The following is a 21,420-nucleotide window of genomic DNA, read 5'->3' on the forward strand; positions in this document are numbered from 1 at the left end:
ATTATGAAAGTTGAATTTTTTGGTGTTAGAGGCTCGATGCCTTCAGCTGGAAGTAATACACACATTTTTGGGGGAAATACCTCATGTGTGTACATTGAACAAAACAACGGTAGAGATCTTATTTTAGACTCTGGTACCGGTATTGTAGAACTCGGTGCACGTTTACTAGAAACACAAAGTCCTATCAATATTTTGCTAACGCACAATCATTGGGATCATATTCAAGGGTTTCCTTTTTTTAAACCTATCTACCAGCCCAACCGCAATATAACCATTGTAGCTGGCAACGTTGATGATAAAAAAAGCCAAGATGCCATATTAAAGCAAATGAGTGGTTCGTACTTTCCTGTGTGTTATCAGGATTTACCTGCCAATATTACGCTTAATACTGATTTATCGTCTCAAAAGCAATTTACACTTAATGGTTTTTTGGTTTCGACTGCTCCACTAAATCACCCTGGCGGTGGTACTGCTTATTGTATTAAAGCGGATGATAAAAAGGTGGCTTACGTTACCGACAATGAGCTAAATCCGCCAGAAAAAGCAAACACAAGTATTAGCGAATGGGTCAATTTTATTGAAGGCGCTGATTTACTAATTCATGATGCTCAATTTATAGATGCAGACTTGCCTCTTAAACATGGTTGGGGGCATAGCACCATAGATCAGGTGGCTGAGCTTGCGATAAAAGCGAGTATTAAAAATGTGGTTATTATTAGCCACGATCCATCAAGAACCGATGAACAGTTATTAGCTATAGAAAAATATTTACACACGCAGTACGCTCAACAGGTAAAAATAGAATGCGGCCGAGAAGGACGAGTTTTTGATTTTTAGTCTATCAAGGAGCGTTACTCATTAGCTCCTTAAAACCAATTACTTCAAAGCACTTTTTCATTGGCGCTGTTATTACATTATTAATTGCATCAATAGAGCTATTTTCAACTGGGTCGCTCGCAAAGTTAGTGAACCGCGTAGAAGGTATAATATACGACTCTCGGTTGTTACTAACACTTTCAGAGACGCCTAGGCGTATTGATGAAACCGTTGTAATAATTGATATCGACGAAAGGAGCATGCAAGAACAAGGACGCTTTCCTTGGAGTCGCTCAAAAGTAGCAGACCTTGTTACAAAGCTTAGCGATGCAGGTGTTATTGTTATTGCATTCGATATATTTTTTTCTGAACAGGAAGAAAACCCTGTTACAAAAATTATGTCTGAAATTCCTGGTTTATCAAAAAAGTACACCATCCCCTTTGCTGAAATTACTAAACAAGTCGATGCAGACACAAAACTAGCAAGCGCATTATCTAAAAATGATACTGTTCTTGGTTTTTTATTAATTGATGAACAACTGACTAATCAAAACTTGCCAGCTAAAAACAGTGTTGTATGGGCAAGCGAAGAGCACACTAATTCACAAATAAACCAGTTTCCTGGTGCTATTGTAAATATTCCACAGTTACAAAATGCTGCAACGGGCACCGGCTTTATTAATGCACATATTGACGAAGATGGTTTTATACGTAAAGCAGCTCTTATAAATCGAGTTGGCGATAAGCTTTATCCTTCTTTAGCACTTGAAGTTGCTCGACTTTATACCCTTGCTGAAAACATAGAAACCCGTTCCAATAGGTTAGATGGTATAACCTTATTCGAAGGTATAAAGTTTCAAGATAAGTGGATTCAAACTGATGAGTATGGGCAAATATTAATTCCTTACAAAGGGCGTGCGCATAGCTTTCCCTATTATTCGGCTACCGATATTTTGACAAAAAAAATTGGTTTAGAGGAATTAGAAGGCACAGTAGCCTTTATTGGTACTTCCGCCGTAGGGCTTGCTGATTTAAGGTCAACACCTGTTGGTTTGCAGTACCCCGGTGTGGAGGTTCATGCCAATATATTTGAAGGGTTAATGCACCCAGAGCTACTTCCCTCTAAACCTAATTGGTCACAGGGAGCAAGCTTACTCATCATTGCATTGACCGGTTGCGTACTGTCGTTTTTTAGCCACGCTAAGAGCGCACGTTTTATTATTGTTTTGTCTCTTACAGTCACAAGTGTCGTTATATTTTTAAACGTTTATTTATGGTCAGTACAAAAAATTAGTTTACCTTTATTAATGCCTCTTTTACTTATCATTATATTAGCCGGTTATTACATCATTGTAGGCTCTATCGCTGAAATGAAACACAGCCGAAAAATAAAATCTATGTTTGACCAATATGTTCCTCCTGAGCGTATAAACCAAATGATACTGCAAGGTAAAAGTTTATCTCAAAAAAGTGAGCGAAAAAATATGACGGTGTTGTTTGCCGACATTCGTAGTTTCACTTCACTATCAGAAAGTATGTCGCCTCATCAGTTAAGTGAATATTTAAACGAATATCTTACGGCTATTACCAAAATCATATTTGATCATCACGGAACTATTGATAAGTACGTAGGCGATATGGTGATGGCATTTTGGAATGCTCCACTAAAAGATGAAAACCACGCTCGTCATGGTGTTGAAGCCGCAATGTCTATGATCAACGGGTTAACGCAAATAAATCAGTTATTTGCAGAAAACAACCAGCCTGCCATAAAAATAGGTATCGGTTTAAGTACTGGCGACATGAATGTAGGTGATATGGGTTCGGTTTACCGTAAAGCCTATACAGTTCTTGGTGATGCTGTTAATTTAGGTGCTAGAGTAGAAAGCTTGACCAAATTTTATGGCGTAGCTATTCTTGTTACAGAAGAAACGATGAAGGAATGCCCTAATATTTCATTTCGTTTAATAGATAAAGTGCAAGTTGTTGGTAAAACAGCTGCTGTACAGTTGTTTGAACCTATAAACTTTACAGATAAGCTCAATGAAGAGCAGTTAAATGAAGTTAAAAAGTCGCAGCAGGCCATGACGCTTTTTTATAATAAAAACTGGCCACAAGCACTTAGCTTATTTAAAGAACTACACAGTACAACCGTATTTAGCCCCAACATTTATGCCATTTTTATTGAACGTATTAAGGGCTCTGATTTGCAAACACTAGCTAAGGATTGGAATGGTGCCTTCAAACATACTCAAAAGTAGTAAACATATGCGACAGCACATTAAAGACAAAACAAATCTTCAACACTTTATCGATATTAGCATTAGACTAACAACCGAAAAAAACTCGTCTAAGTTACTTGATGAAATACTGCAAGTTGTAATGTCGATAGCAAATTCTGATGCTGGCAGCATTTACTCTATTACATCAAACAAACAACTCAAGTTTGAAACAGTAATAAACAAATCATTGAACCTTTATTTAGGCGGCACATTAGGTGGTCCTGTTGATTTTCCTAATATAGATCTTTTTATTGATGGCAAACCAAATGACACCGCTATTGTTGCGCATTCTGTTAATACAGGGGAAGTAATAAATATTCCTGACGTGTATGATGCCTTGCCTTTTGATATGAGCGCTGCACGCAAAATGGATGCTCGCACGGGTTATCGTTCTGAGTCCATGCTAACAATTCCTTTAAAAGATCATGAAGATGACATTATTGGTGTAATCCAGCTTATAAATGTAAAAGATGCGCAAAATAAAAACATTCCTTTTAGTGAAGAGCTCGTCACTCTAATTCGATCTTTTGCCTCTTTAGGCGCTATTTCACTAACTAACTCTACTTTAGTTAAAGATATGGAAGTGCTTTTTTCAACGTTTGCCGAAGCTATCGCAATGGCAATAGATGAAAAGTCTCCTCACACGGGCGGCCACTGTAAGCGGGTACCAGCACTGACGTTAATGCTTGCTGATGCAGTGCATAAAATAGATAAAGGTCCACTAGCAGATTTTATAATGAGCCCAGAGGATCGCCATGAACTAAGTGTTGCAGGATGGCTACATGACTGTGGGAAAATTGCTACTCCTGATCATATTATGGAAAAGTCGACCAAGTTAGAGACTATTTTCGATCGCATAGAGTTTATTGATGCTAAGTTTGAAATAATTAGTCGAGATTTAGAACTCTCTTATCAGCAGCAAATTATTGCAGCAATAAAACAGAACAAGTCGGTTGAGGTTTTACAATTTGAACGATTGCTTGAAACTGAGCTTAAACAACTAGCACTCGACCGTGCATTATTACAGCGGGTAAATATTGGCGGTGAGTTTTTGGGCGAAGAAGAACAAGCCCATATACTGAGAATATCAAAACAGTATTCGCTTAAAATAAACGGCGAAGAAACATCTCTACTGACTGATGATGAAGTAGAAAACCTCATGATACGACGCGGCACACTTACCCAAGGTGAGCGCGAAATCATGAAACGCCATATGGATATAACTAAAAATATATTAGATATTTTGCCGTTCCCTAAACATCTTAGTAATGTAGCTGAATATGCATTAGGTCATCATGAAAAACTTGACGGTACTGGTTACCCAAGAGGTTTAACCAAAGAACAAATGTCGGTGCCTGCAAGGTTAATGGCTATTACGGATATTTTTGAAGCACTCTCTGCCGTAGACAGGCCCTATAAAAAAGCAAAACCGGTAAGTGAATGTTTGAATATTCTAGGGAACATGGTTAGTAATAATCACCTTGATCCTGATATTTTTGCTATTTTTATTGAGTCAGAAGTCTATAAAAATTATATCAACGAATATGCTAACCCAGAGCAGCTAGATGAGGTAGATTTTGATAACTTACCTGGTTATACACCTATAAGTTAGCACTTATAAAGTAATATCTTTATTCAAAATGTGCTTATTACAGTCTATGACTATTCAAACAAAAAAATGCCACCTGACGGTGGCATTTACACACGGGGTTATTTCTACTTATAGAAATACTTTTACTTTTTATTTGTTTTTTTGTATTGTTTTATTAACAAAAAATATGTGCCCAAAGGTAGCATTTAGTGCTTTGTGTAGCAACAGTAAAAGATAAAGTTCATATATCTGCCATATTAACGTCATAAAAAAAGCGCGAAGTAAATTCGCGCTCATAAACTTAACGGGCGTTATATTTTAATACACACGTACTTTTCTTCTAAGTACTCATCAAGCCCTTGATGACCGCCTTCTCGGCCTAAACCAGATTGCTTAACACCACCAAATGGCGCTACTGGGTTTGATATTACACCTTCGTTTACACCTACCATACCAAATTCAAGCCCTTCACTAACTCGGTAGACTTGCTTAATGTTTTGGCTGTAAAAATATGCTGCTAGGCCAAATGGTACATCGTTAGCAAGTGCAAGCACTTCACTTTCTTCATCAAAAGGAATAACCGTCAATACCGGACCAAATACTTCTTCGTGGTAAATATCCATGTCAGTAGTTACGTTGTTTACTATTAATGGGTTTTGAAAGCTGCCACCTAAGTCGCTATTATCGCCAATCAACGTCGCACCTTTATCGAGTGCGTCTTGTACTAACTGCTGTACTTTCTCTTTGGCTTTAGGGTAAATGAGTGGGCCAATATCAACATCGTCTTCAAAACCATTTGCCACTTTTAGCGCTGCAACCTTTGGCGTGATTTTTGACAGTACTTTGTCGAGAATATTACGCTGTATAAAGATACGGTTTGCAGCAACACATGCCTGTCCACTGTTTCTAAATTTAGCCGCCATTAGCCCTTCAACAGCTTCATCTAAGTCGGCATTATCAAAAATAATAAAAGGTGCATTACCGCCAAGCTCCATCGAGGTGCGTTTAATTGTGTCAGCACATTGCGATAGCAACTGCTTACCTACACCGGTAGAACCGGTAAATGTAAACTTACGCACGACTTCTGAGTCAGTCAGCATTTTACCTACTGTTTTGGCATCTTGAGAAACCAGTACATTAAATGCACCTTTAACAAAACCAGCTTGATCGGCCAAATAAGCAAGTGCGATAGCGCATAGTGGCGTATGTTCAGAAGGTTTAAGTATAAAGCTACAGCCCGCAGCGTAAGCTGGAGCTACTTTACGAGTAACCATAGCAATAGGGAAGTTCCACGGCGTTATACCAGCTACAACACCGACAGGCTGCTTAAAGCTGGTTAAACGATGCGAGTCATCTGTTGGCGGAATTACATCTCCGTAACTACGTTTGGCTTCTTCTGCAAACCATTTGATAAAACCTGCACCGTAATTAATCTCACCAAGAGATTCTTTGAGCGGCTTGCCTTGCTCTTTGGTCATTAGCTCTGCAAGTGTTTGCTTGTGCTTTATTACTAGCTCATACCAGCGCATCAAGGTTTCGCTTCGCTCGGTGGCATTCGTCGCTTTTAACTTAACAAAAGCCCCTTGAGCTGCGGTTATTGCGCTATTTACACCCTGCTCGTCAATATCGCTTACATCAACAATACTTTTTTCGGTCGCGGGATCGTTAACGCTAAAGTGCGTATCAGTTTTATAAAATTCGCCGTTAATAAATGAGTCTGAGAAAATAAGATTACTCAAAATAAACCTCCGAAATAGATTTTAGGGATTGGGTTGAACTCGTAGCAGCGGGTTTACCCCGCGTTTATATAATCTGAAAAATACGTGATCATTTTGATGTTCAAGTTTGAGATTAGAAAAATTTAACTTAAAACGTTTGAGATTTAAAAACGCGACATAAAGTCGCTGCTACGTGTTTATAAATGCTTTTTTGAAACAAAAAAGCCGCTGTATCAAACAGCGGCTTTTAATATATACATCGTTAAAAACTAGTGCTCTTCATTAACGATATTGAGATTGTACTTAGGTATTTCAACCACCAAGTCTTCATCTCTTATAATTGCTTGGCAACCAAGGCGTGACTCAGGTTCTAAACCCCATGCTTTATCTAGCATGTCATCTTCTAGCTCATCACTTTCTTGTAGTGAATCAAATCCTTCACGAATCACTAAATGACACGTAGTACATGCACACGACTTTTCGCAGGCATGTGCAATACTAATGCCATTTTTAAGTGCAGCGTCGAGTACTGTTTGGCCTGCAGGAGCTTCAATTGCAGCGCCGTCAGGACATAATTCAGGATGTGGAAGAAAAACAATTTGTGGCATTCTAATCTCTCTTAAATGTTGTCTACTGACTGCCCTGTAAGGGCCTTTTTAATTGATGCATCCATTCTACGCGATGCAAAGTCGCTACTCGCATTATCGACTTTTTCGATAGCTGCTTTAATTTCGCCAGGCTCTTGTGCATTTTCGCGCACTTTTACCAGTTCTGCAATTTCAGCGCGTAAGTTAGCAAGTTGCATATCGTCAAGTAATGCAGCATCGGCTGCAAGTGATGCATTAAGCGCTTCTATTACGCGTAACGCTTCTACTTGTTGCTCTTTAAGCATACGTGCTTGCATGTCGCCTTTAGCGTTGCTCATTGACTCTTTTAGCATGTTAGCTACTTGGTCGTCAGATAAACCAAACGAAGGCTTAACCTGAATCTCAGCTTGTACACCTGTTGATTTTTCCATAGCTGAAACACTTAATAGGCCATCAGCATCAACTTTAAAGGTTACACGAATATGCGCAGCGCCTGCCGCCATTGGTGGAATACCTTTTAAGCTAAACTTAGCAAGCGAACGACAATCATCAACAAGCTCACGCTCGCCTTGCAGCACATGTAATGACATGGCTGTTTGGCCGTCTTTAAACGTCGTAAATTCTTGCGCGCGTGCTACCGGAATCGTCGTATTGCGCGGAATGATTTTTTCAACCAAACCACCCATAGTTTCAAGACCTAGCGATAACGGTAATACATCAAGCAATAACATGTCAGAATCGGGCTTATTGCCAATTAACACGTCGGCTTGAAGCGCAGCACCTAAAGCGACAACACGATCAGGGTCGATTGAAGTTAGCGGCTCTTTATCAAAAAAGCTTTGTACTTGGCTACGTACCAGTGGCATACGGGTTGAACCGCCAACCATAATAACTTGCAGTACTTCGTCGTTTTCTATGCCAGCATCTTTTACAGCACGACGACACGAACGCAGTGTTTTTTTAACGAGAGGCATAGCCATTTCGTCAAACGTTTCGCGTGTTACTTCTACTGTGTATTTTTGATCGTCAAACTCAAGACCCACGTTTACTTTAGCGTATTGGCTTAATGCTTCTTTACACGCTTTTGCTTTATTAATGAATAAACGTAAAACTGAAGGTGACAACGCTGACACACCAGTTTGCTGCTTAAAGTAATCGACAAGTAGTGAGTCAAAGTCATCACCACCGAGACTTGAGTCGCCACCAGTTGCCATTACTTCAAACACACCTTGGTGTAATCTAAGTACTGATATATCAAATGTACCACCGCCTAAATCGTAAACAGCAATAATACCTTCTTGGCCAGAATCTAAACCATAAGCAACCGCTGCTGCTGTTGGCTCATTTAATAAACGTAGTACGTTAATACCAGCAAGTTCTGCGGCATCTTTAGTACTTTGGCGCTGTGCGTCATCAAAGTACGCTGGTACTGTGATTACAGCCCCTAAAATGTCTTGGTTGCCAAAACTTTGCTCAGCTCGTGCTTTTAATGCAGCTAAAATATGGCTTGATGCTTTAATTGGACTGATTTTACCTGCCGCAGTTTCTATTGCTAGCGCACCATTGTGCTCACAGAACTCATACGGTAGTTGCCCATAACTTTGCTCTATTTCAGCCTGAGTTTTACCTAAAAAACGCTTAACCGAAATAAGTGTATTAGCAGGGTCTTGCGTTGCTGCTTGTGCAGCTTCTGCGCCAACAGTAATACCGCCTGCTTGATAACGAACAACCGACGGTAACATAGCCGCGCCAAGATCATCAGTTAACGTGCGGGCTTCGCCACTTTGTACTGTTGCAACTAATGAGTTAGTTGTACCAAGATCAATACCAATAGCTAGTTTATGTTCGTGTGGTGCCGCGCTCTGCCCCGGCTCAGCAATTTGCAATAATGCCATAATGCTCTTTAAACTCGTGTTGCTCGCTTTGCAGCAAGTAATTAATCGTCAAATAAACTGTCTTCAATACGCTCTAGTTCGTCACGTAACTTATAAACAAACTTCAGTTTACGAATATTATCTGCGGCAAGTTGATATTGCTGCTCATCGTTACTTGCTAGTTGCTCGGCAAGCTGTGCACTGTACTGCGTGTTTAGTTGCTTAATTTGTTTTTCAAAATTTACAATCGCAGTATCAGGATCGCGCGACGATGTTAGCTCTTCAAGCTCTTCGCGAAGTTCCATTTGCTGCATTAAAAACATTGGATCTTGCAAGGTTTGCTGCTCTGCACGAATATCAACGCCTAGCTCGCTCAGCATATATTCAGCACGTTTTACTGGGTGCTTTAATGTTTGTAGCGCATCGTTAATTTCGGCGGCGCTTTGCACTGCCATTAACTTATCGCGGCTGCTCGCATTCGCGTGGCGATCTGGATGTACAGTACGCTGTAATTCCAAGTAGTGCTTGTTAACCGTTGCTAAATCAATATTGTAATCAACGGGGACTGCAAATAATTCAAAGTAACGCATAACTTCAACCAATAATATTCAGAAATAACAAAGCCCTACATTAACTGGCAGGGCTTATTTATACTACAAAGATATTTTAAGCTTAAACGGTAAAGCTTTCGCCACAACCACACTCATCTGCTTGATTAGGGTTTCTAAATTTAAACCCTTCATTTAAGCCTTCTTTAGTGTAGTCGAGCTCTGTGCCATCGATGTAAACTAAGCTTTTAGCGTCAACAATTAATGTTACACCTTTAGCCGCAAAAGTTTCATCGTCTTCGTTTAAATCGTCAACAAACTCAAGTACATAAGCAAGACCTGAACAGCCCGTCGTTTTAATGCCAACGCGCAGGCCTAAACCTTTACCGCGGTTTGCTAAAAATGATTGTACGCGGTTTGCTGCCGCATCTGTCAATGTCACTGCCATGAGTTTCTCTTCTTACTTCGCTTGTTTGCTTTTGTAGTCTGCAATTGCTGCTTGAATTGCGTCTTCGGCTAAAATTGAACAGTGAATTTTCACTGGTGGTAATTCAAGCTCTGCACTGATATCAGTGTTTTTAATTGTCGCTGCTTCGTCTAGCGTTTTGCCTTTAACCCACTCTGTTACAAGTGAAGATGAAGCAATTGCGCTACCACAACCGTAGGTTTTGAATTTTGCATCTTCAATAACGCCTTCGGCAGATACTTTAATTTGCAATTTCATTACGTCACCACATGCTGGTGCGCCTACCATACCCGTTGCCACTGACGGATCATTCTTATCTAGAGTACCTACGTTACGTGGGTTTTCTACGTGGTCGATTACTTTATCACTATAAGCCATTATTCTATCCTCATTACCTGCTAGGGTATGTGCTCACACTATTAGTGGTGAGCCCATTCAACTGAATCTAAATCAATACCTTCTTGATGCATCTCCCAAAGTGGAGACATCTCACGTAGGCGACCGATAGAGTTTTTCATTAATTCGACGGTGTAATCAATCTCTTCTTCGGTAGTAAAGCGACCAATACTAAAACGAATTGAGCTATGTGCTAATTCGTCGTTACGGCCAAGTGCACGTAATACATAAGAAGGCTCTAAGCTTGCAGATGTACAGGCTGAACCTGACGATACTGCAATGTCTTTTACTGCCATAAGTAACGACTCACCTTCAACAAAGTTAAAGCTGATGTTTACAATGCCAGGTACTGATTGGTCTTGCGTGCCGTTAAAGTATACTTCGTCCATATCAGCCATAATGCCGTCGATTAAACGATTACGTAAGGCGCTGATGTGTGCGTGATCTTTTTCGAAATCTTGCTTAGCAATTTTAAACGCTGTACCCATACCCACTAATTGGTGAGTAGCTAGTGTACCAGAGCGCATACCGCGTTCATGTCCGCCACCGTGCATTTGCGCTTCAAGGCGAGCACGTGGTTTACGACGAACGTAAAGTGCACCAACACCTTTAGGGCCATACACTTTATGTGCAGAGAACGACATAAAATCAACTTTAAGCTGTTGCACGTCGATTAGTACTTTACCCGCGCTTTGCGCTGCATCTACGTGGAACATAATTTTACGTTCGCGACACATTTCGCCAATAGTCGCGATATCTTGAATTACACCTAGCTCGTTATTAACGTGCATAATGCTTACAAGTACTGTGTCGTCACGCATTGTGTCGGCAAGTTTTTTTAAATCAAGTAGGCCGTTTTCTTCAACGTCCATGTAAGTTACTTCAAAACCTTGGCGCTCAAGCTCACGACATGTGTCGATTACTGCTTTATGCTCAGTTTTAGCGGTAATAACGTGCTTACCTTTTTTCTTGTAAAACTGTGCTGCACCTTTAATAGCAAGGTTATTTGATTCTGTTGCACCCGATGTGAAAACAATTTCACGTGGGTCTGCATTAATTAAATCAGCAATATCTGTACGTGCTTGGTCAACAGCTTCTTCTGCTTGCCAACCAAAACGGTGTGAGCGTGACGCAGGATTACCAAACTTACCGTCCATTGTCAGGCATTGCATCATTTCTTTAGCAACACGTTCGTCAACAGGCGTGGTCGCTGCGTAATCTAAATAAATCGGTAACTTCATTTCTCTCTCCGCTGCAGGTCAACCTTAAAGTTGACAGCTTACTTGAATGTTTTCCAACTGCTTAATTGCATTATTAATACTGTTATCTTGGCGCGATGCTATTTCTTTCACATCTGATTTTTCCACCAATTCAGCAAGGGTAATATTATTCAAAAATTCTTCTATGCGTGCGCTTAGGTCTGACCACAAATTATGTGTTAAACAACGCATACCACTCTGACAGCCGGTATCGGCACCTTGGCAACGTGTTGCATCGACCGATTCGTCTACGGCGCTAATAATATCGCCAACAGAGATAACGCTCGCTTCACGCCCTAGTAAATAACCACCACCAGGTCCACGAACAGAACTTACTAGGCCATTTTTACGTAAACGAGCAAATAATTGTTCAAGGTAAGACAAAGAAATTTCTTGTCTTTGTGAAATATCAGCAAGGGCTACAGGACCTACACCTGTGTGTAGTGCAACATCCAGCATAGCTGTAACGGCATATCTGCCTTTTGATGTTAACTTCATAACGCCCCCTGCACAAAAGAGTGCAAATTTTAATTACCAGAGTAAATTAGTCAAGTATTATCACTTGATAAAAATTTGATTTAGAAACTCTTACTTTTAAATTGTAGAGTTAACAAATTTTCAATACTTGACCTCTTTGGTCAAGTATTACAGCCATTGTAATTACCTGAGTAATTTAGTCAAGTATTAGCACGTTAATTAGTCTAGGTCTTTTATAACTAATAGCTATACCTAAGTTACTTAGGGATAGCCTTATTAATTGAGGTGAGAATACCGCGTAAAATATTCATTTCAGCATCTTCAGGGTGAGCTCGGTTAAACAAACGGCGCAATTTAGTCATAACTAAACCAGGGTGTTGCTTGATGATAAAACCTGTTTTAAACAACGTGTCTTCAAGGTGATCATAAAACAGCTCTGTTTGCTTTGAGCTTGGGTAAACTGCATCGTCTTCTTCAACCTTTTTAGGTTGTTGATTTAAAAATGCCATGCGAGTTTCGTAGCTAAGTGTTTGTACGGCCATAGCTAAATTAAGCGAGCTGTACTCTGGATTAGCAGGAATACACACATGGTAATTACAAAGCTGTAATTCTTCATTAGTTAAACCACTGTTTTCACGACCAAATACTAGCGCTACAGGACCATTTACGGCTTCAGCAACGAGCTTTTCACCACATTCACGTGGTTCAACCATTGGCCACGAAAGCGTACGAGAACGCGCACTTGTGCCAATCGTTAATGTACAGTCAGCGATAGCTTCTTCAACGGTACCTACAATAACTGCATTGCCTAAAACATCAGTTGCGCCTGCAGCTAATGCACTTGCTTGGCTGTCTATTTCGCAAGCAGGATCAACTAAATAAAGTTTTGATAAACCCATGGTTTTCATGGCGCGAGCCGCCGAACCAATATTGCCCGAATGTGACGTGTTAACTAAAACAATGCGAATATCATCTAAGATCATTACTGTGCTACTTTGCTATGCCAAAAAATTGCGCAAATTCTAACATGAAAATGTAATAAGATCCTAGATTCAAAAGGCTAGATCCTATGATCAAACCCAATATAACGATTCTTACATGGATAAGTTCTAGGGATATAACGCCGATTTGTTTTGATGCTTAAACCATTGCCGCTTTTACATAGACATCAAAACGGTTCTTTTTGGTTTTGATCTGCATACTTGGAGTTTTTTCGTTTAAGAATGGAGCGTAATCGGGGCGCTTTACAACAACACGCTTACTGGCAAGTGGATAGGCAAAATCAAGTAGGTCGTCAGCGTCGTTGTCTGCACCAACAAGCTCTTGGAATACGCGCATTTCTTTTTTAACTAATGCTGATTTTTCGCGATGCGGGAACATGGGATCTAAATAAACAACATCAGGCATGCTTTCGCATTGAGAGAGCAAAGTATGGCTTGAGCCAAATATTAGGCTCATGTTTTCTTTCATCCACAAACCAATTTCAATATCGCTATAGGCTCGCTTTAAACCATCGTATAAAAGTGCAGCTACAACCGGGTGACGTTCATGTAATATAACTTTGCACCCTAGCGAGGCAAGTACAAAACCATCTCGCCCTAAACCAGCGGTAGCATCAAGTACAACAGGCGTTGCGCCTTTATTTAAACCCACTGCTTTGGCAATTGCTTGCCCTTTACCACCGCCAAACTTACGCCTATGGGCGGCAGCACCGGTTACAAAATCAACGTTAATTGCACCTAGTTTAGGCTCGTCGGTTTTAAATAGACTTAACCCTTTATCATCGTAATGTAAGCTAAAGCCACTGCAATTTTGCGCCCATTGGGCTAAACCAAAGCGTGTTTCTAATTCATTTAAATAAGGGCGTAACTCTTTAAAAGCACACTGAATAACCACAATAAACTCCGACGATAAAATACGCCTGTAGTATATCAACCGCTTTACTTTAAAGCACTAAAATAGCTCTATATCACTATGATGATTCGTATTGACCTTTGCGGCTTCCGCTTTAGTACGTAAATTAGATATAAGTTCATTGCGGCTTTCGGCAACTTGTTTAAGCTGATATTTGATAAAGGCTAAATCACTATTAGCCGATACAAATAACTGCATTGTTTGATCCAATTGAGATATATATAAAGTGAGATCCGCAGGATTTGCTTGTGTTTGTTGTAGCTTAATAGCGCAGTCAAGTTCATGTAGCTGCTCTATAAACTCTTTAGTACTTTTGTTTTGCTCTACATTTTGAGTAGTTAACTGCTTAACAATATCTTGAAGGGCTGTACTTATTTGAGCTGCCTGCTCATAACTGCTTTCGCTTCTTTCCATGGTAACAACCTTCTCGTTGGTTACTTCTAATATATGCGGGAACAGATCTTTGTAGCGCCCATACAAAGCATCATTATCAACTGGCATATTTTTTATCAAAAGGGACACTTTGGGGTAATTAATGATAGTGCTGCTACCAATATCAACAAATCGTTGAGCATTTCGATGTTGCTCAAGCAGCTCTTGCTCTAACGGGCAAACACCACTTTGCTGGCTGTAAAAAATACCTTTTCCTTGATACCAAAACACCACCACAACATCTAAATTTAAAGGAGCAAAAAAGGTAAAAAAGTATTCACTCAACGATTGAAAGTTATTAGCGTGATAACTTTGTCCAACGTAGCGCATTATACGCCCCATATCGCCTGACTCTGTCATTGCTATTTCAGCTGTTTTATTCGCTTTTACTATATCCAATTTTAGTTTTGCGCATTTTTGCCTATATTCGTAAAGTACCTTTATTCGCGCTATTAACTCTTCTGCATTAAAAGGTTTTGTAATGTAATCAGATGCGCCGACGCTATAACCTTTTACCCGATCGCTTAGCTCTATTTTAGATGAGAGAAACATAACGGGAATATCCTGAGTATTTTGACTTTGCTTTATTGTTTTACATACGTCATAACCTGACATACCTGGCATTTCAATATCGAGTAAAATAATATCTGGGTTGTATTTATTGGTTAGCCTTAATCCTTCATCGCCATCTTTTGCATGAAGTATTTTACAAAACCCTGCTAAAGACTCTTCAATTATATGATGAACATACTTGTCGTCATCAATTGCCAATACCAACTTTGCCATGCCTTAGTCCATTTTATTAGGTGTGCTAAAAGCATAGTACGGTAGGATGAAATTACTAAAAATTATTAGATAATAATTTTAAAATAATAAAAAAGCGCCATTAAGGCGCTTTAATTTGGTTTGTGCTAAATATTAATTTTTAAACAGCAATACCGCTATGGCGTAGTAACGCGTCGACATTTGGCTCACGACCACGGAACTTTTTAAATAATTCCATTGGCTCTTCACTGCCGCCTTTTTCTAAAATATTTTGCATGAAGGCTTGCCCTGTTTCAGCGTTAAAAATACCTTCTTCTTCAAATTTAGAAAATGCATCAGCAGAAAGTACTTCAGCCCATTTATACGAGTAGTAACCTGCACTATAACCACCGGCAAAAATATGGCTAAAACCATTTTGAAAACGGTTAAACTCAGGCGGTTTAACGATTGATGTGCGGCTACGTACATCGTTTAGTACTGCTTGAATTTGGCATTGCTCACCCACTTTGTAATCGTTATGGATTTTAAAATCAAATAACGAAAACTCAATTTGACGTAGCATTTGTACGCCTGAGTTATAGTTTTTAGCAGCAAGTAACTTATCAAGTAGCTCTTTAGGTAACGGCTCGTCCGTTTCATAATGACCTGAAATAAAGCTCAGGGCTTCTTCGTCATAACACCAATTTTCTAAAAACTGACTAGGAAGCTCTACCGCATCCCACGCCACGCCATTAATACCCGCAACAGGAGCAGCATCAACCTGTGTAAGCATGTGATGAATACCATGACCAAACTCGTGGAACAAGGTTGTTACTTCGTCATGAGTAAACAGCGCAGGTTTATCGCCAACCGCCTTATTAAAGTTACACACTAAATAAGCCACTGGAGTTTGTAGTTCGCCGTTAGCGCGTACTTTACGACCCATACAGTCATCCATCCACGCGCCGCCACGTTTGTGGTCGCGTGCATATAAATCGAGATAAAAACGTCCGCGTAGAGTATTGCTACTATCTACAATTTCAAAAAAACGTACATCTTTGTGATAAGTATCAAAGTCAGTAACTTCTTTTACGCTAATACCAAATAGGCGATTAACGGTTTCGAATAAGCCGCTAAGCACTTTATTTGCTGGGAAGTAAGGACGTAGTACTTCGTCTGAAATTGCATACTTTTCTTGCTTAAGCTTTTCGCTGTAGTAACCAAAATCCCATGCCTGTAATTCAGAAATACCGTGTTTTTGCTCAGCATACGCTTTTAGCTCGGCCACTTCTTGCTCTGCTTGTGGTTTTGATTTAGCTGCTAGGTCTTCTAAAAATGAGAATACTTGTTCTGGTGTTTCGGCCATTTTAGTTGCCAGTGACTTTTCAGCGTAGCTGTTAAACCCTAGTAACTGTGCAAGTTCATGGCGAAGCGCAAGCTCCTCACTCATAATGTCAGAGTTATCAAACTCACCGGCGTTAGGGCCTTGATCTGATGCGCGCGTAGAAAACGCGGTGTAAGTTTCTTTGCGTAATTCGCGGTTATCTGCGTAAGCCATTATTGGTAAATATGATGGAAAATCGAGTGTAAATAACCAACCCTCTAATTCTTTACTTTTTGCTGTATCAGCTGCAAGTGCTAAAGCAGATTCTGGCAAGCCTGCTAAATCGCTTTCATCAGTAATATGCTTGTGCCAAGCAAGTGTGGCATCCATTACGTTGTTACCAAATTTTGAGGCAAGCTCTGATAAACGCGCGCTAATTTCGCCGTAGCGTGTTTGCTGCTCTGCCGCCAGAGCAATACCCGATAATTTAAAATCGCGTAGCGCATTAGTAATTGTTTTTTGTTGTGCTGTAGTCAGCGTTTTAAATTCGTCACTGTTATAAAGCGTATTATACGCGTTGTATAAACCTTGGTGCTGACCTACAAATGTTGAATATTCAGATATTAACGGTAAGCACTGCTCGTAAGCTTCACGTAATTCGTCGTTATTCATTACTGAATTTAAATGCGATACAGGGGAGAACATGCGCGATAATTTATCGTCAGCTTCTTCAAGGGGTAATACTAAGTCATCCCACGTATACGAGCCTTTAGCTAACACGTCATCAATGGCTTTACGACAAAGCTCGATACCGTCTTTTAGTGCTGGTACTACGTACTCAGGCTTTATTTTTGAAAATGGTGGTAAGCCTTCAAGGCCAATTAATGGGTTGCTCATAAATACTCTCTTTGCGTTAATGCATTACGTTTTAAATTGGGTCTAAAAGTAAAAAAACAACTCAGCCGGTTTTAAGTTGTTTAATTTTAATAAGGTTGCTCCAGAGCAAAACACAAATAACCCATTAATGAGTCGGCCACTTTATAACGTTCTAGTACCGTATCAACTAAATTATTGCTACATACTTGTTTTTGAGTAAGCGAGCTAATGGCTATAAAGTCTTTTCGTTTGAGCTCATCTATTAAGGGATGCTCTTTTTCAAAACCTCTTGGCGGGCGTTTTAGCGATTCTCCTGACATTTCAAATATAGATTTAAATTGCTCATCATAAATTGCTTTTTTATAGCTATTTGGGTTTTCATCTATGCAGGTTCTAATTGCGTTAAGCGCCTTTGATTCTGGTCGCCAAATACCAGCACCTACAAAACATTCGTCATTTGCTAAGTGAAAGTAAAAACCCGGGGCATGTACGTCTTTTCCCATAAAATGGCGAAATTGAATCCCTACATTAATTTTATACGGGGTTTTATCTTTACTAAAACGCGCGTCTTTATGGATTCTCATTAAACTACCGCCCACTTTTTTATCTGATGCGACAAAATGGCTAGAAACCTCAGCAAGTGGTGCTTGCATTTGCCTAATGAAATCTAAAGCGGGCTCTCTTACGTATTCCTCATACTGTGATTTATGGTCGTTAAACCAGTCTCTATTATTGTTTTTATCAAGCTGAGCAAGAAATTCGAATGTTTTTTTACTAAACATAGGTCACCTAAACACTCTTTATTTTTAAAACTTAATGTTATGCTAATGCGCATAAAACTCAACGCCTAAGGACATAAAATGACACAACACTTTGATTATATTGCAATCGGTGGTGGCAGTGGTGGTATTGCCTCTGCAAATAGAGCGGCAATGCGTGGCGCTAAAGTAGCACTTATAGAAGCAAAACACATGGGCGGCACGTGTGTAAACGTGGGCTGTGTACCTAAAAAAGTAATGTGGCACGGTGCTCAGGTTGCCGAAGCAATTAATTTATATGCCCCAGATTACGGCTTTAATGTTGAAGTTAAAGGCTTTGATTGGAGCAAACTAGTAGAAAGCCGTGAAGCCTACATTGGCCGAATTCATAAAGGTTATGACAGTGGCCTTGCTAGCAATGGCGTTACTGTAATTAAAGGCTTTGCTAAATTTGTAGATAATAAAACAGTTGAAGTAAACGGCGAGCACTACACAGCCGATCATATATTAATTGCAGTAGGCGGCCGCCCAAGCATTCCGCATATTGAAGGTGCTGAACACGGTATCGATTCAAATGGCTTCTTTGAGCTAAAAGAGCAACCTAAGCGCGTTGCAGTTATTGGCGCAGGCTACATAGCCGTTGAGCTTGCTGGTGTATTACATGGTTTAGGTACTGAAACACATTTATTTGTACGTAAGCATGCCCCACTTCGTAGTTTTGACCCATATATTGTAGATACGCTTGTTGAAGTAATGGCTGCCGAAGGCCCTACTCTTCATACAGAATCTGTACCAAATAAATTGGTAAAAGAAGATGATGGCTCTGTAACACTGCATTTAGATAACGGCAAAACTCATAACGTTGATCAAGTTATTTGGGCCATTGGCCGCGAGCCAACAACCAATGCTATTAACGTTGCAGCAGCCGGCGTAGAAGTAAACAGCAGTGGTTTTGTAAAAGTTGATGAGTATCAAAATACCACAGCTAAAAATGTATACGCGGTTGGCGATATCATCGAAAATGGTATTGAACTTACACCGGTAGCAGTAAAAGCAGGCCGTACTTTATCTGAGCGTTTATTTAATAAAGAACTACCAGATGATTTAAAAATGGATTACAGCTTAGTCCCTACTGTTGTATTTAGTCATCCACCTATTGGTACTATTGGTTTGACTGAGCAAGAAGCTATTTCTCAGTACGGCGAAGAAAACGTTAAAATTTACCAATCTGGTTTTACGGCTATGTACACAGCGGTAACTAAACATCGCCAGCCTTGTAAAATGAAACTTGTATGTGCCGGCCCTGACGAAAAAGTAGTTGGCCTACATGGTATTGGTTTTGCGGTTGATGAAATGATTCAAGGTTTTGCCGTTGCCATGAAAATGGGCGCAACTAAAGCTGATTTTGATGCCGTTGTTGCGATTCACCCGACAGGCTCGGAAGAATTTGTAACGATGCGCTAGGCGCTAAACTCTAAGTTCTCAATTATAAAAAGCCCTTGCTAAGTAAATAGTAAGGGCTTTTTAATGCTTGTTATATTTTGCACAATAAACTACTTAAAACGTCACATTAAAAACATCCATTCAACATTAAATAAATATCTAAGCCATTATTTTAACAGAAAAAATTTTAGACCAATAAAAATATTAAAAGTTTAAATTTTGTTTTGGCTTTAAGGCATTTTTACAATTAGAATCTCGCGCATTTATAGTTTCTCTTGGTTATTTATGTTTTTACTGCGATCTTTTATTTATTTATTATGCCTAGCGGGTGTTGCTCATTTAATTCAACTTGAAGGCTTTGAATTAAAACAGTATGCACTTTACAGTGAAGAAACTCTTACTGAACATATGCAAGATGTTTTAACTTTTTTAAGCTGTATTTTGTTTTTCTATGCTTCGCGAATTAACTTTCAACTCAAAATACCGGCAGTATTACTTGCTGCGTTATCGGCAATGATGTTTGTAAGAGAGTTTGATACCTACCTCGACTTATACTTTTTTGATGGCGCTTGGCAAAGTATCGTCTATTCAATTTTAGCTGGCGTGTTTGTTTATTTAATAACAAACAGAGGAAGTATTTTTAACTCTTTAAAAGCCTATAGCCACACTCCTAGTTATGGAATTTGCTTATCAGGCATGGTTACTTTACTCGCATTTTCGCGAATGATGGGCAAAGGCGCATTTTGGCATTCAGTAATGGGCGATGACTACGTACGTGCAGTAAAAAACATTGTTGAAGAGGGTATAGAAACGCTTGGCTATACTCTAATCTTTATTTCAGCCATTGAGCTTGTACTCATATGCCGAACAAGAATGGCTAAAAATCACAAACATTGCACTGATGAAGTAACTCAATAGCGTTTCTCCATTTTTATTGGTTACTTTTTTTGCACTAAATTTGCTAATTGGTTTAATAAATCAATATACTGAGCCTGTTTTTATCAACTCGCGTTTAATTGGATATTATGACTAAAGATATATTGCTGCATCCGTTTCTTCTTTCAATTGTAATGATCACAATTGCATTTGTACTAAAAGTACTTGTTGATAAGCTGGCTAAAAACCGCGCAGAAAAAAAAGAAAAAGACATTCGTTACATCGCACACAATATTAAGCATTTTATTAATTTTGTAATGATGATATCGCTGCTATTTGTGTGGTCTACCGAAATTCAAAACTTTGCACTTTCTATTGCTGCTTTTGCTGTGGCGATTGTGCTTGCAACGCGTGAGTTTATTCAGTGTGTAATAGGCTTTTTTTACCTCGTAACAACCCGCCCGTTTAGAGTCGGTGATTGGATACAAGTTGGTGATTATTTTGGTGAAGTAGCTGAAACGGATTGGATAAAAACAACCATGCATGAAATTGATATACATACTTATCAATTTTCTAGAAAAACCATATACATACCTAATAATAAGCTGATTACCAGCTCTATTAAAAACTTAAACTTTGTAAAACGCTTTGTTACACATCATTTTATTATTGTCCGAAGAGAGAGCTTTAATCCGTACCCTATTCACGACACATTAACTGAGCAAGCTAAGCTGTATTGCGAAGAGTTTCAAGAAGTAGCAAGCCGTTATAATTCGATGATTGAGCGCAAACTTGATGCAAAAATATCTGGCCCGGAGCCAGTAATTCACTTTGGTACAACCGATTTAGGTGAATTTAAAGCAAGCTTTACCTTGTTTTGTCCTACAGAAAAAGCGCTTGAGATAGAGCATAAATTAACAGAGTGCTTTTTTGCATTATGGTATAAAGAGGCTGAAAAAAATAAAGAGGATGAAGGAGACGCCTAAACCTCGCCTTCATTAAAACAAAAAGCGCGAATTCACTTCGCGCTTCAGTAATA

Annotated in this window: 19 protein-coding genes; 6 read left to right on the forward strand and 13 right to left on the reverse strand. The window is 39.4% G+C overall.

Annotation, left to right across the window (positions count from 1 at the left end; genetic code table 11):
* Nucleotides 1–3: 3 nt before the first annotated feature.
* Genes I6E70_RS01605 through I6E70_RS01615 form a run of 3 tightly spaced genes read left to right on the forward strand, consistent with a single transcriptional unit; the run spans nucleotide 4 to nucleotide 4,710 of the window.
* Nucleotides 4–837 (forward strand): MBL fold metallo-hydrolase, encoded by an 834-nt coding sequence (locus I6E70_RS01605; protein ID WP_197187885.1) that lies wholly within the window; start codon nucleotides 4–6, stop codon nucleotides 835–837.
* Nucleotides 838–857: 20 nt separating this feature from the next.
* On the forward strand, nucleotides 858–3,077 hold the full coding sequence (locus tag I6E70_RS20840) for a CHASE2 domain-containing protein (protein ID WP_442960291.1): 2,220 nt from the start codon (nucleotides 858–860) through the stop codon (nucleotides 3,075–3,077).
* Entirely contained in the window at nucleotides 3,049–4,710 is a 1,662-nt protein-coding gene (locus I6E70_RS01615) for an HD-GYP domain-containing protein (RefSeq protein WP_197187886.1), read from the forward strand. Before I6E70_RS20840 ends, I6E70_RS01615 begins: the two co-directional genes overlap by 29 nt.
* 290 nt (nucleotides 4,711–5,000) lie before the next feature.
* Here the strand turns inward: I6E70_RS01615 and I6E70_RS01620 are convergent, their stop codons facing one another.
* The 13 genes from I6E70_RS01620 to I6E70_RS01680 all read right to left on the reverse strand — a co-directional run bounded on the left by I6E70_RS01620 (nucleotide 5,001) and on the right by I6E70_RS01680 (nucleotide 18,086).
* Nucleotides 5,001–6,428, reverse strand: coding sequence for an NAD-dependent succinate-semialdehyde dehydrogenase (locus I6E70_RS01620; RefSeq protein ID WP_197187887.1), 1,428 nt, complete (start codon nucleotides 6,426–6,428; stop codon nucleotides 5,001–5,003).
* 248 nt (nucleotides 6,429–6,676) lie between these two features.
* The gene (gene fdx / locus I6E70_RS01625) at nucleotides 6,677–7,015 is read right to left on the reverse strand and encodes an ISC system 2Fe-2S type ferredoxin (protein ID WP_165735300.1); all 339 of its coding nucleotides are present in this window, start codon (nucleotides 7,013–7,015) and stop codon (nucleotides 6,677–6,679) included.
* An 11-nt stretch (nucleotides 7,016–7,026) separates the two neighbouring features.
* Nucleotides 7,027–8,889 carry a Fe-S protein assembly chaperone HscA gene (hscA, locus tag I6E70_RS01630; protein ID WP_197187888.1) on the reverse strand — a complete coding sequence of 621 codons (1,863 nt, stop codon included), beginning with the start codon at nucleotides 8,887–8,889 and terminating at the stop codon, nucleotides 7,027–7,029.
* Nucleotides 8,890–8,930: 41 nt separating this feature from the next.
* Nucleotides 8,931–9,458 (reverse strand): co-chaperone HscB, encoded by a 528-nt coding sequence (gene hscB, locus I6E70_RS01635; RefSeq protein WP_197187889.1) that lies wholly within the window; start codon nucleotides 9,456–9,458, stop codon nucleotides 8,931–8,933.
* A gap of 82 nt (nucleotides 9,459–9,540) precedes the next feature.
* Nucleotides 9,541–9,864 (reverse strand): iron-sulfur cluster assembly protein IscA, encoded by a 324-nt coding sequence (gene iscA, locus I6E70_RS01640; protein WP_007377674.1) that lies wholly within the window; start codon nucleotides 9,862–9,864, stop codon nucleotides 9,541–9,543.
* A 12-nt stretch (nucleotides 9,865–9,876) separates the two neighbouring features.
* The gene (gene iscU / locus I6E70_RS01645) at nucleotides 9,877–10,260 is read right to left on the reverse strand and encodes a Fe-S cluster assembly scaffold IscU (RefSeq protein WP_007377675.1); all 384 of its coding nucleotides are present in this window, start codon (nucleotides 10,258–10,260) and stop codon (nucleotides 9,877–9,879) included.
* A 41-nt stretch (nucleotides 10,261–10,301) separates the two neighbouring features.
* On the reverse strand, nucleotides 10,302–11,519 hold the full coding sequence (locus tag I6E70_RS01650) for an IscS subfamily cysteine desulfurase (RefSeq protein ID WP_197152073.1): 1,218 nt from the start codon (nucleotides 11,517–11,519) through the stop codon (nucleotides 10,302–10,304).
* A 24-nt stretch (nucleotides 11,520–11,543) separates the two neighbouring features.
* A complete protein-coding gene (gene iscR, locus I6E70_RS01655) occupies nucleotides 11,544–12,035 on the reverse strand; it encodes a Fe-S cluster assembly transcriptional regulator IscR (RefSeq protein ID WP_007586371.1) in 492 nt (163 codons plus the stop codon).
* A gap of 236 nt (nucleotides 12,036–12,271) precedes the next feature.
* The gene (trmJ, locus tag I6E70_RS01660; RefSeq protein ID WP_024589846.1) at nucleotides 12,272–12,997 is read right to left on the reverse strand and encodes a tRNA (cytosine(32)/uridine(32)-2'-O)-methyltransferase TrmJ; all 726 of its coding nucleotides are present in this window, start codon (nucleotides 12,995–12,997) and stop codon (nucleotides 12,272–12,274) included.
* A gap of 157 nt (nucleotides 12,998–13,154) precedes the next feature.
* Nucleotides 13,155–13,910 carry a class I SAM-dependent methyltransferase gene (locus tag I6E70_RS01665; RefSeq protein WP_010554084.1) on the reverse strand — a complete coding sequence of 252 codons (756 nt, stop codon included), beginning with the start codon at nucleotides 13,908–13,910 and terminating at the stop codon, nucleotides 13,155–13,157.
* A gap of 57 nt (nucleotides 13,911–13,967) precedes the next feature.
* Nucleotides 13,968–15,146 (reverse strand): response regulator transcription factor, encoded by a 1,179-nt coding sequence (locus tag I6E70_RS01670; RefSeq protein WP_197187890.1) that lies wholly within the window; start codon nucleotides 15,144–15,146, stop codon nucleotides 13,968–13,970.
* A 139-nt stretch (nucleotides 15,147–15,285) separates the two neighbouring features.
* Nucleotides 15,286–17,325, reverse strand: a complete 2,040-nt coding sequence (prlC, locus tag I6E70_RS01675) for an oligopeptidase A (RefSeq protein WP_197187891.1) — start codon at nucleotides 17,323–17,325, stop codon at nucleotides 15,286–15,288.
* 86 nt (nucleotides 17,326–17,411) lie between these two features.
* Nucleotides 17,412–18,086 carry a DUF2461 domain-containing protein gene (locus I6E70_RS01680; protein ID WP_007586365.1) on the reverse strand — a complete coding sequence of 225 codons (675 nt, stop codon included), beginning with the start codon at nucleotides 18,084–18,086 and terminating at the stop codon, nucleotides 17,412–17,414.
* Between the two features lie 78 nt (nucleotides 18,087–18,164).
* On the opposite strand from I6E70_RS01680, the gene gorA reads away from it, so the two are divergent.
* The 3 genes from gorA (at nucleotide 18,165) to I6E70_RS01695 (ending at nucleotide 21,367) form a co-directional block, all read left to right on the forward strand.
* Nucleotides 18,165–19,526 carry a glutathione-disulfide reductase gene (gorA, locus tag I6E70_RS01685; RefSeq protein ID WP_007586359.1) on the forward strand — a complete coding sequence of 454 codons (1,362 nt, stop codon included), beginning with the start codon at nucleotides 18,165–18,167 and terminating at the stop codon, nucleotides 19,524–19,526.
* A gap of 264 nt (nucleotides 19,527–19,790) precedes the next feature.
* Nucleotides 19,791–20,423, forward strand: coding sequence for a hypothetical protein (locus I6E70_RS01690; protein ID WP_197187892.1), 633 nt, complete (start codon nucleotides 19,791–19,793; stop codon nucleotides 20,421–20,423).
* A 107-nt stretch (nucleotides 20,424–20,530) separates the two neighbouring features.
* The gene (locus tag I6E70_RS01695) at nucleotides 20,531–21,367 is read left to right on the forward strand and encodes a mechanosensitive ion channel family protein (RefSeq protein WP_197173088.1); all 837 of its coding nucleotides are present in this window, start codon (nucleotides 20,531–20,533) and stop codon (nucleotides 21,365–21,367) included.
* The last annotated feature ends 53 nt before the right edge of the window (nucleotides 21,368–21,420 follow it).

The sequence above is a fragment of the Pseudoalteromonas sp. NGC95 genome (assembly GCF_015864705.1).
Classification (GTDB): domain Bacteria; phylum Pseudomonadota; class Gammaproteobacteria; order Enterobacterales; family Alteromonadaceae; genus Pseudoalteromonas; species Pseudoalteromonas arctica.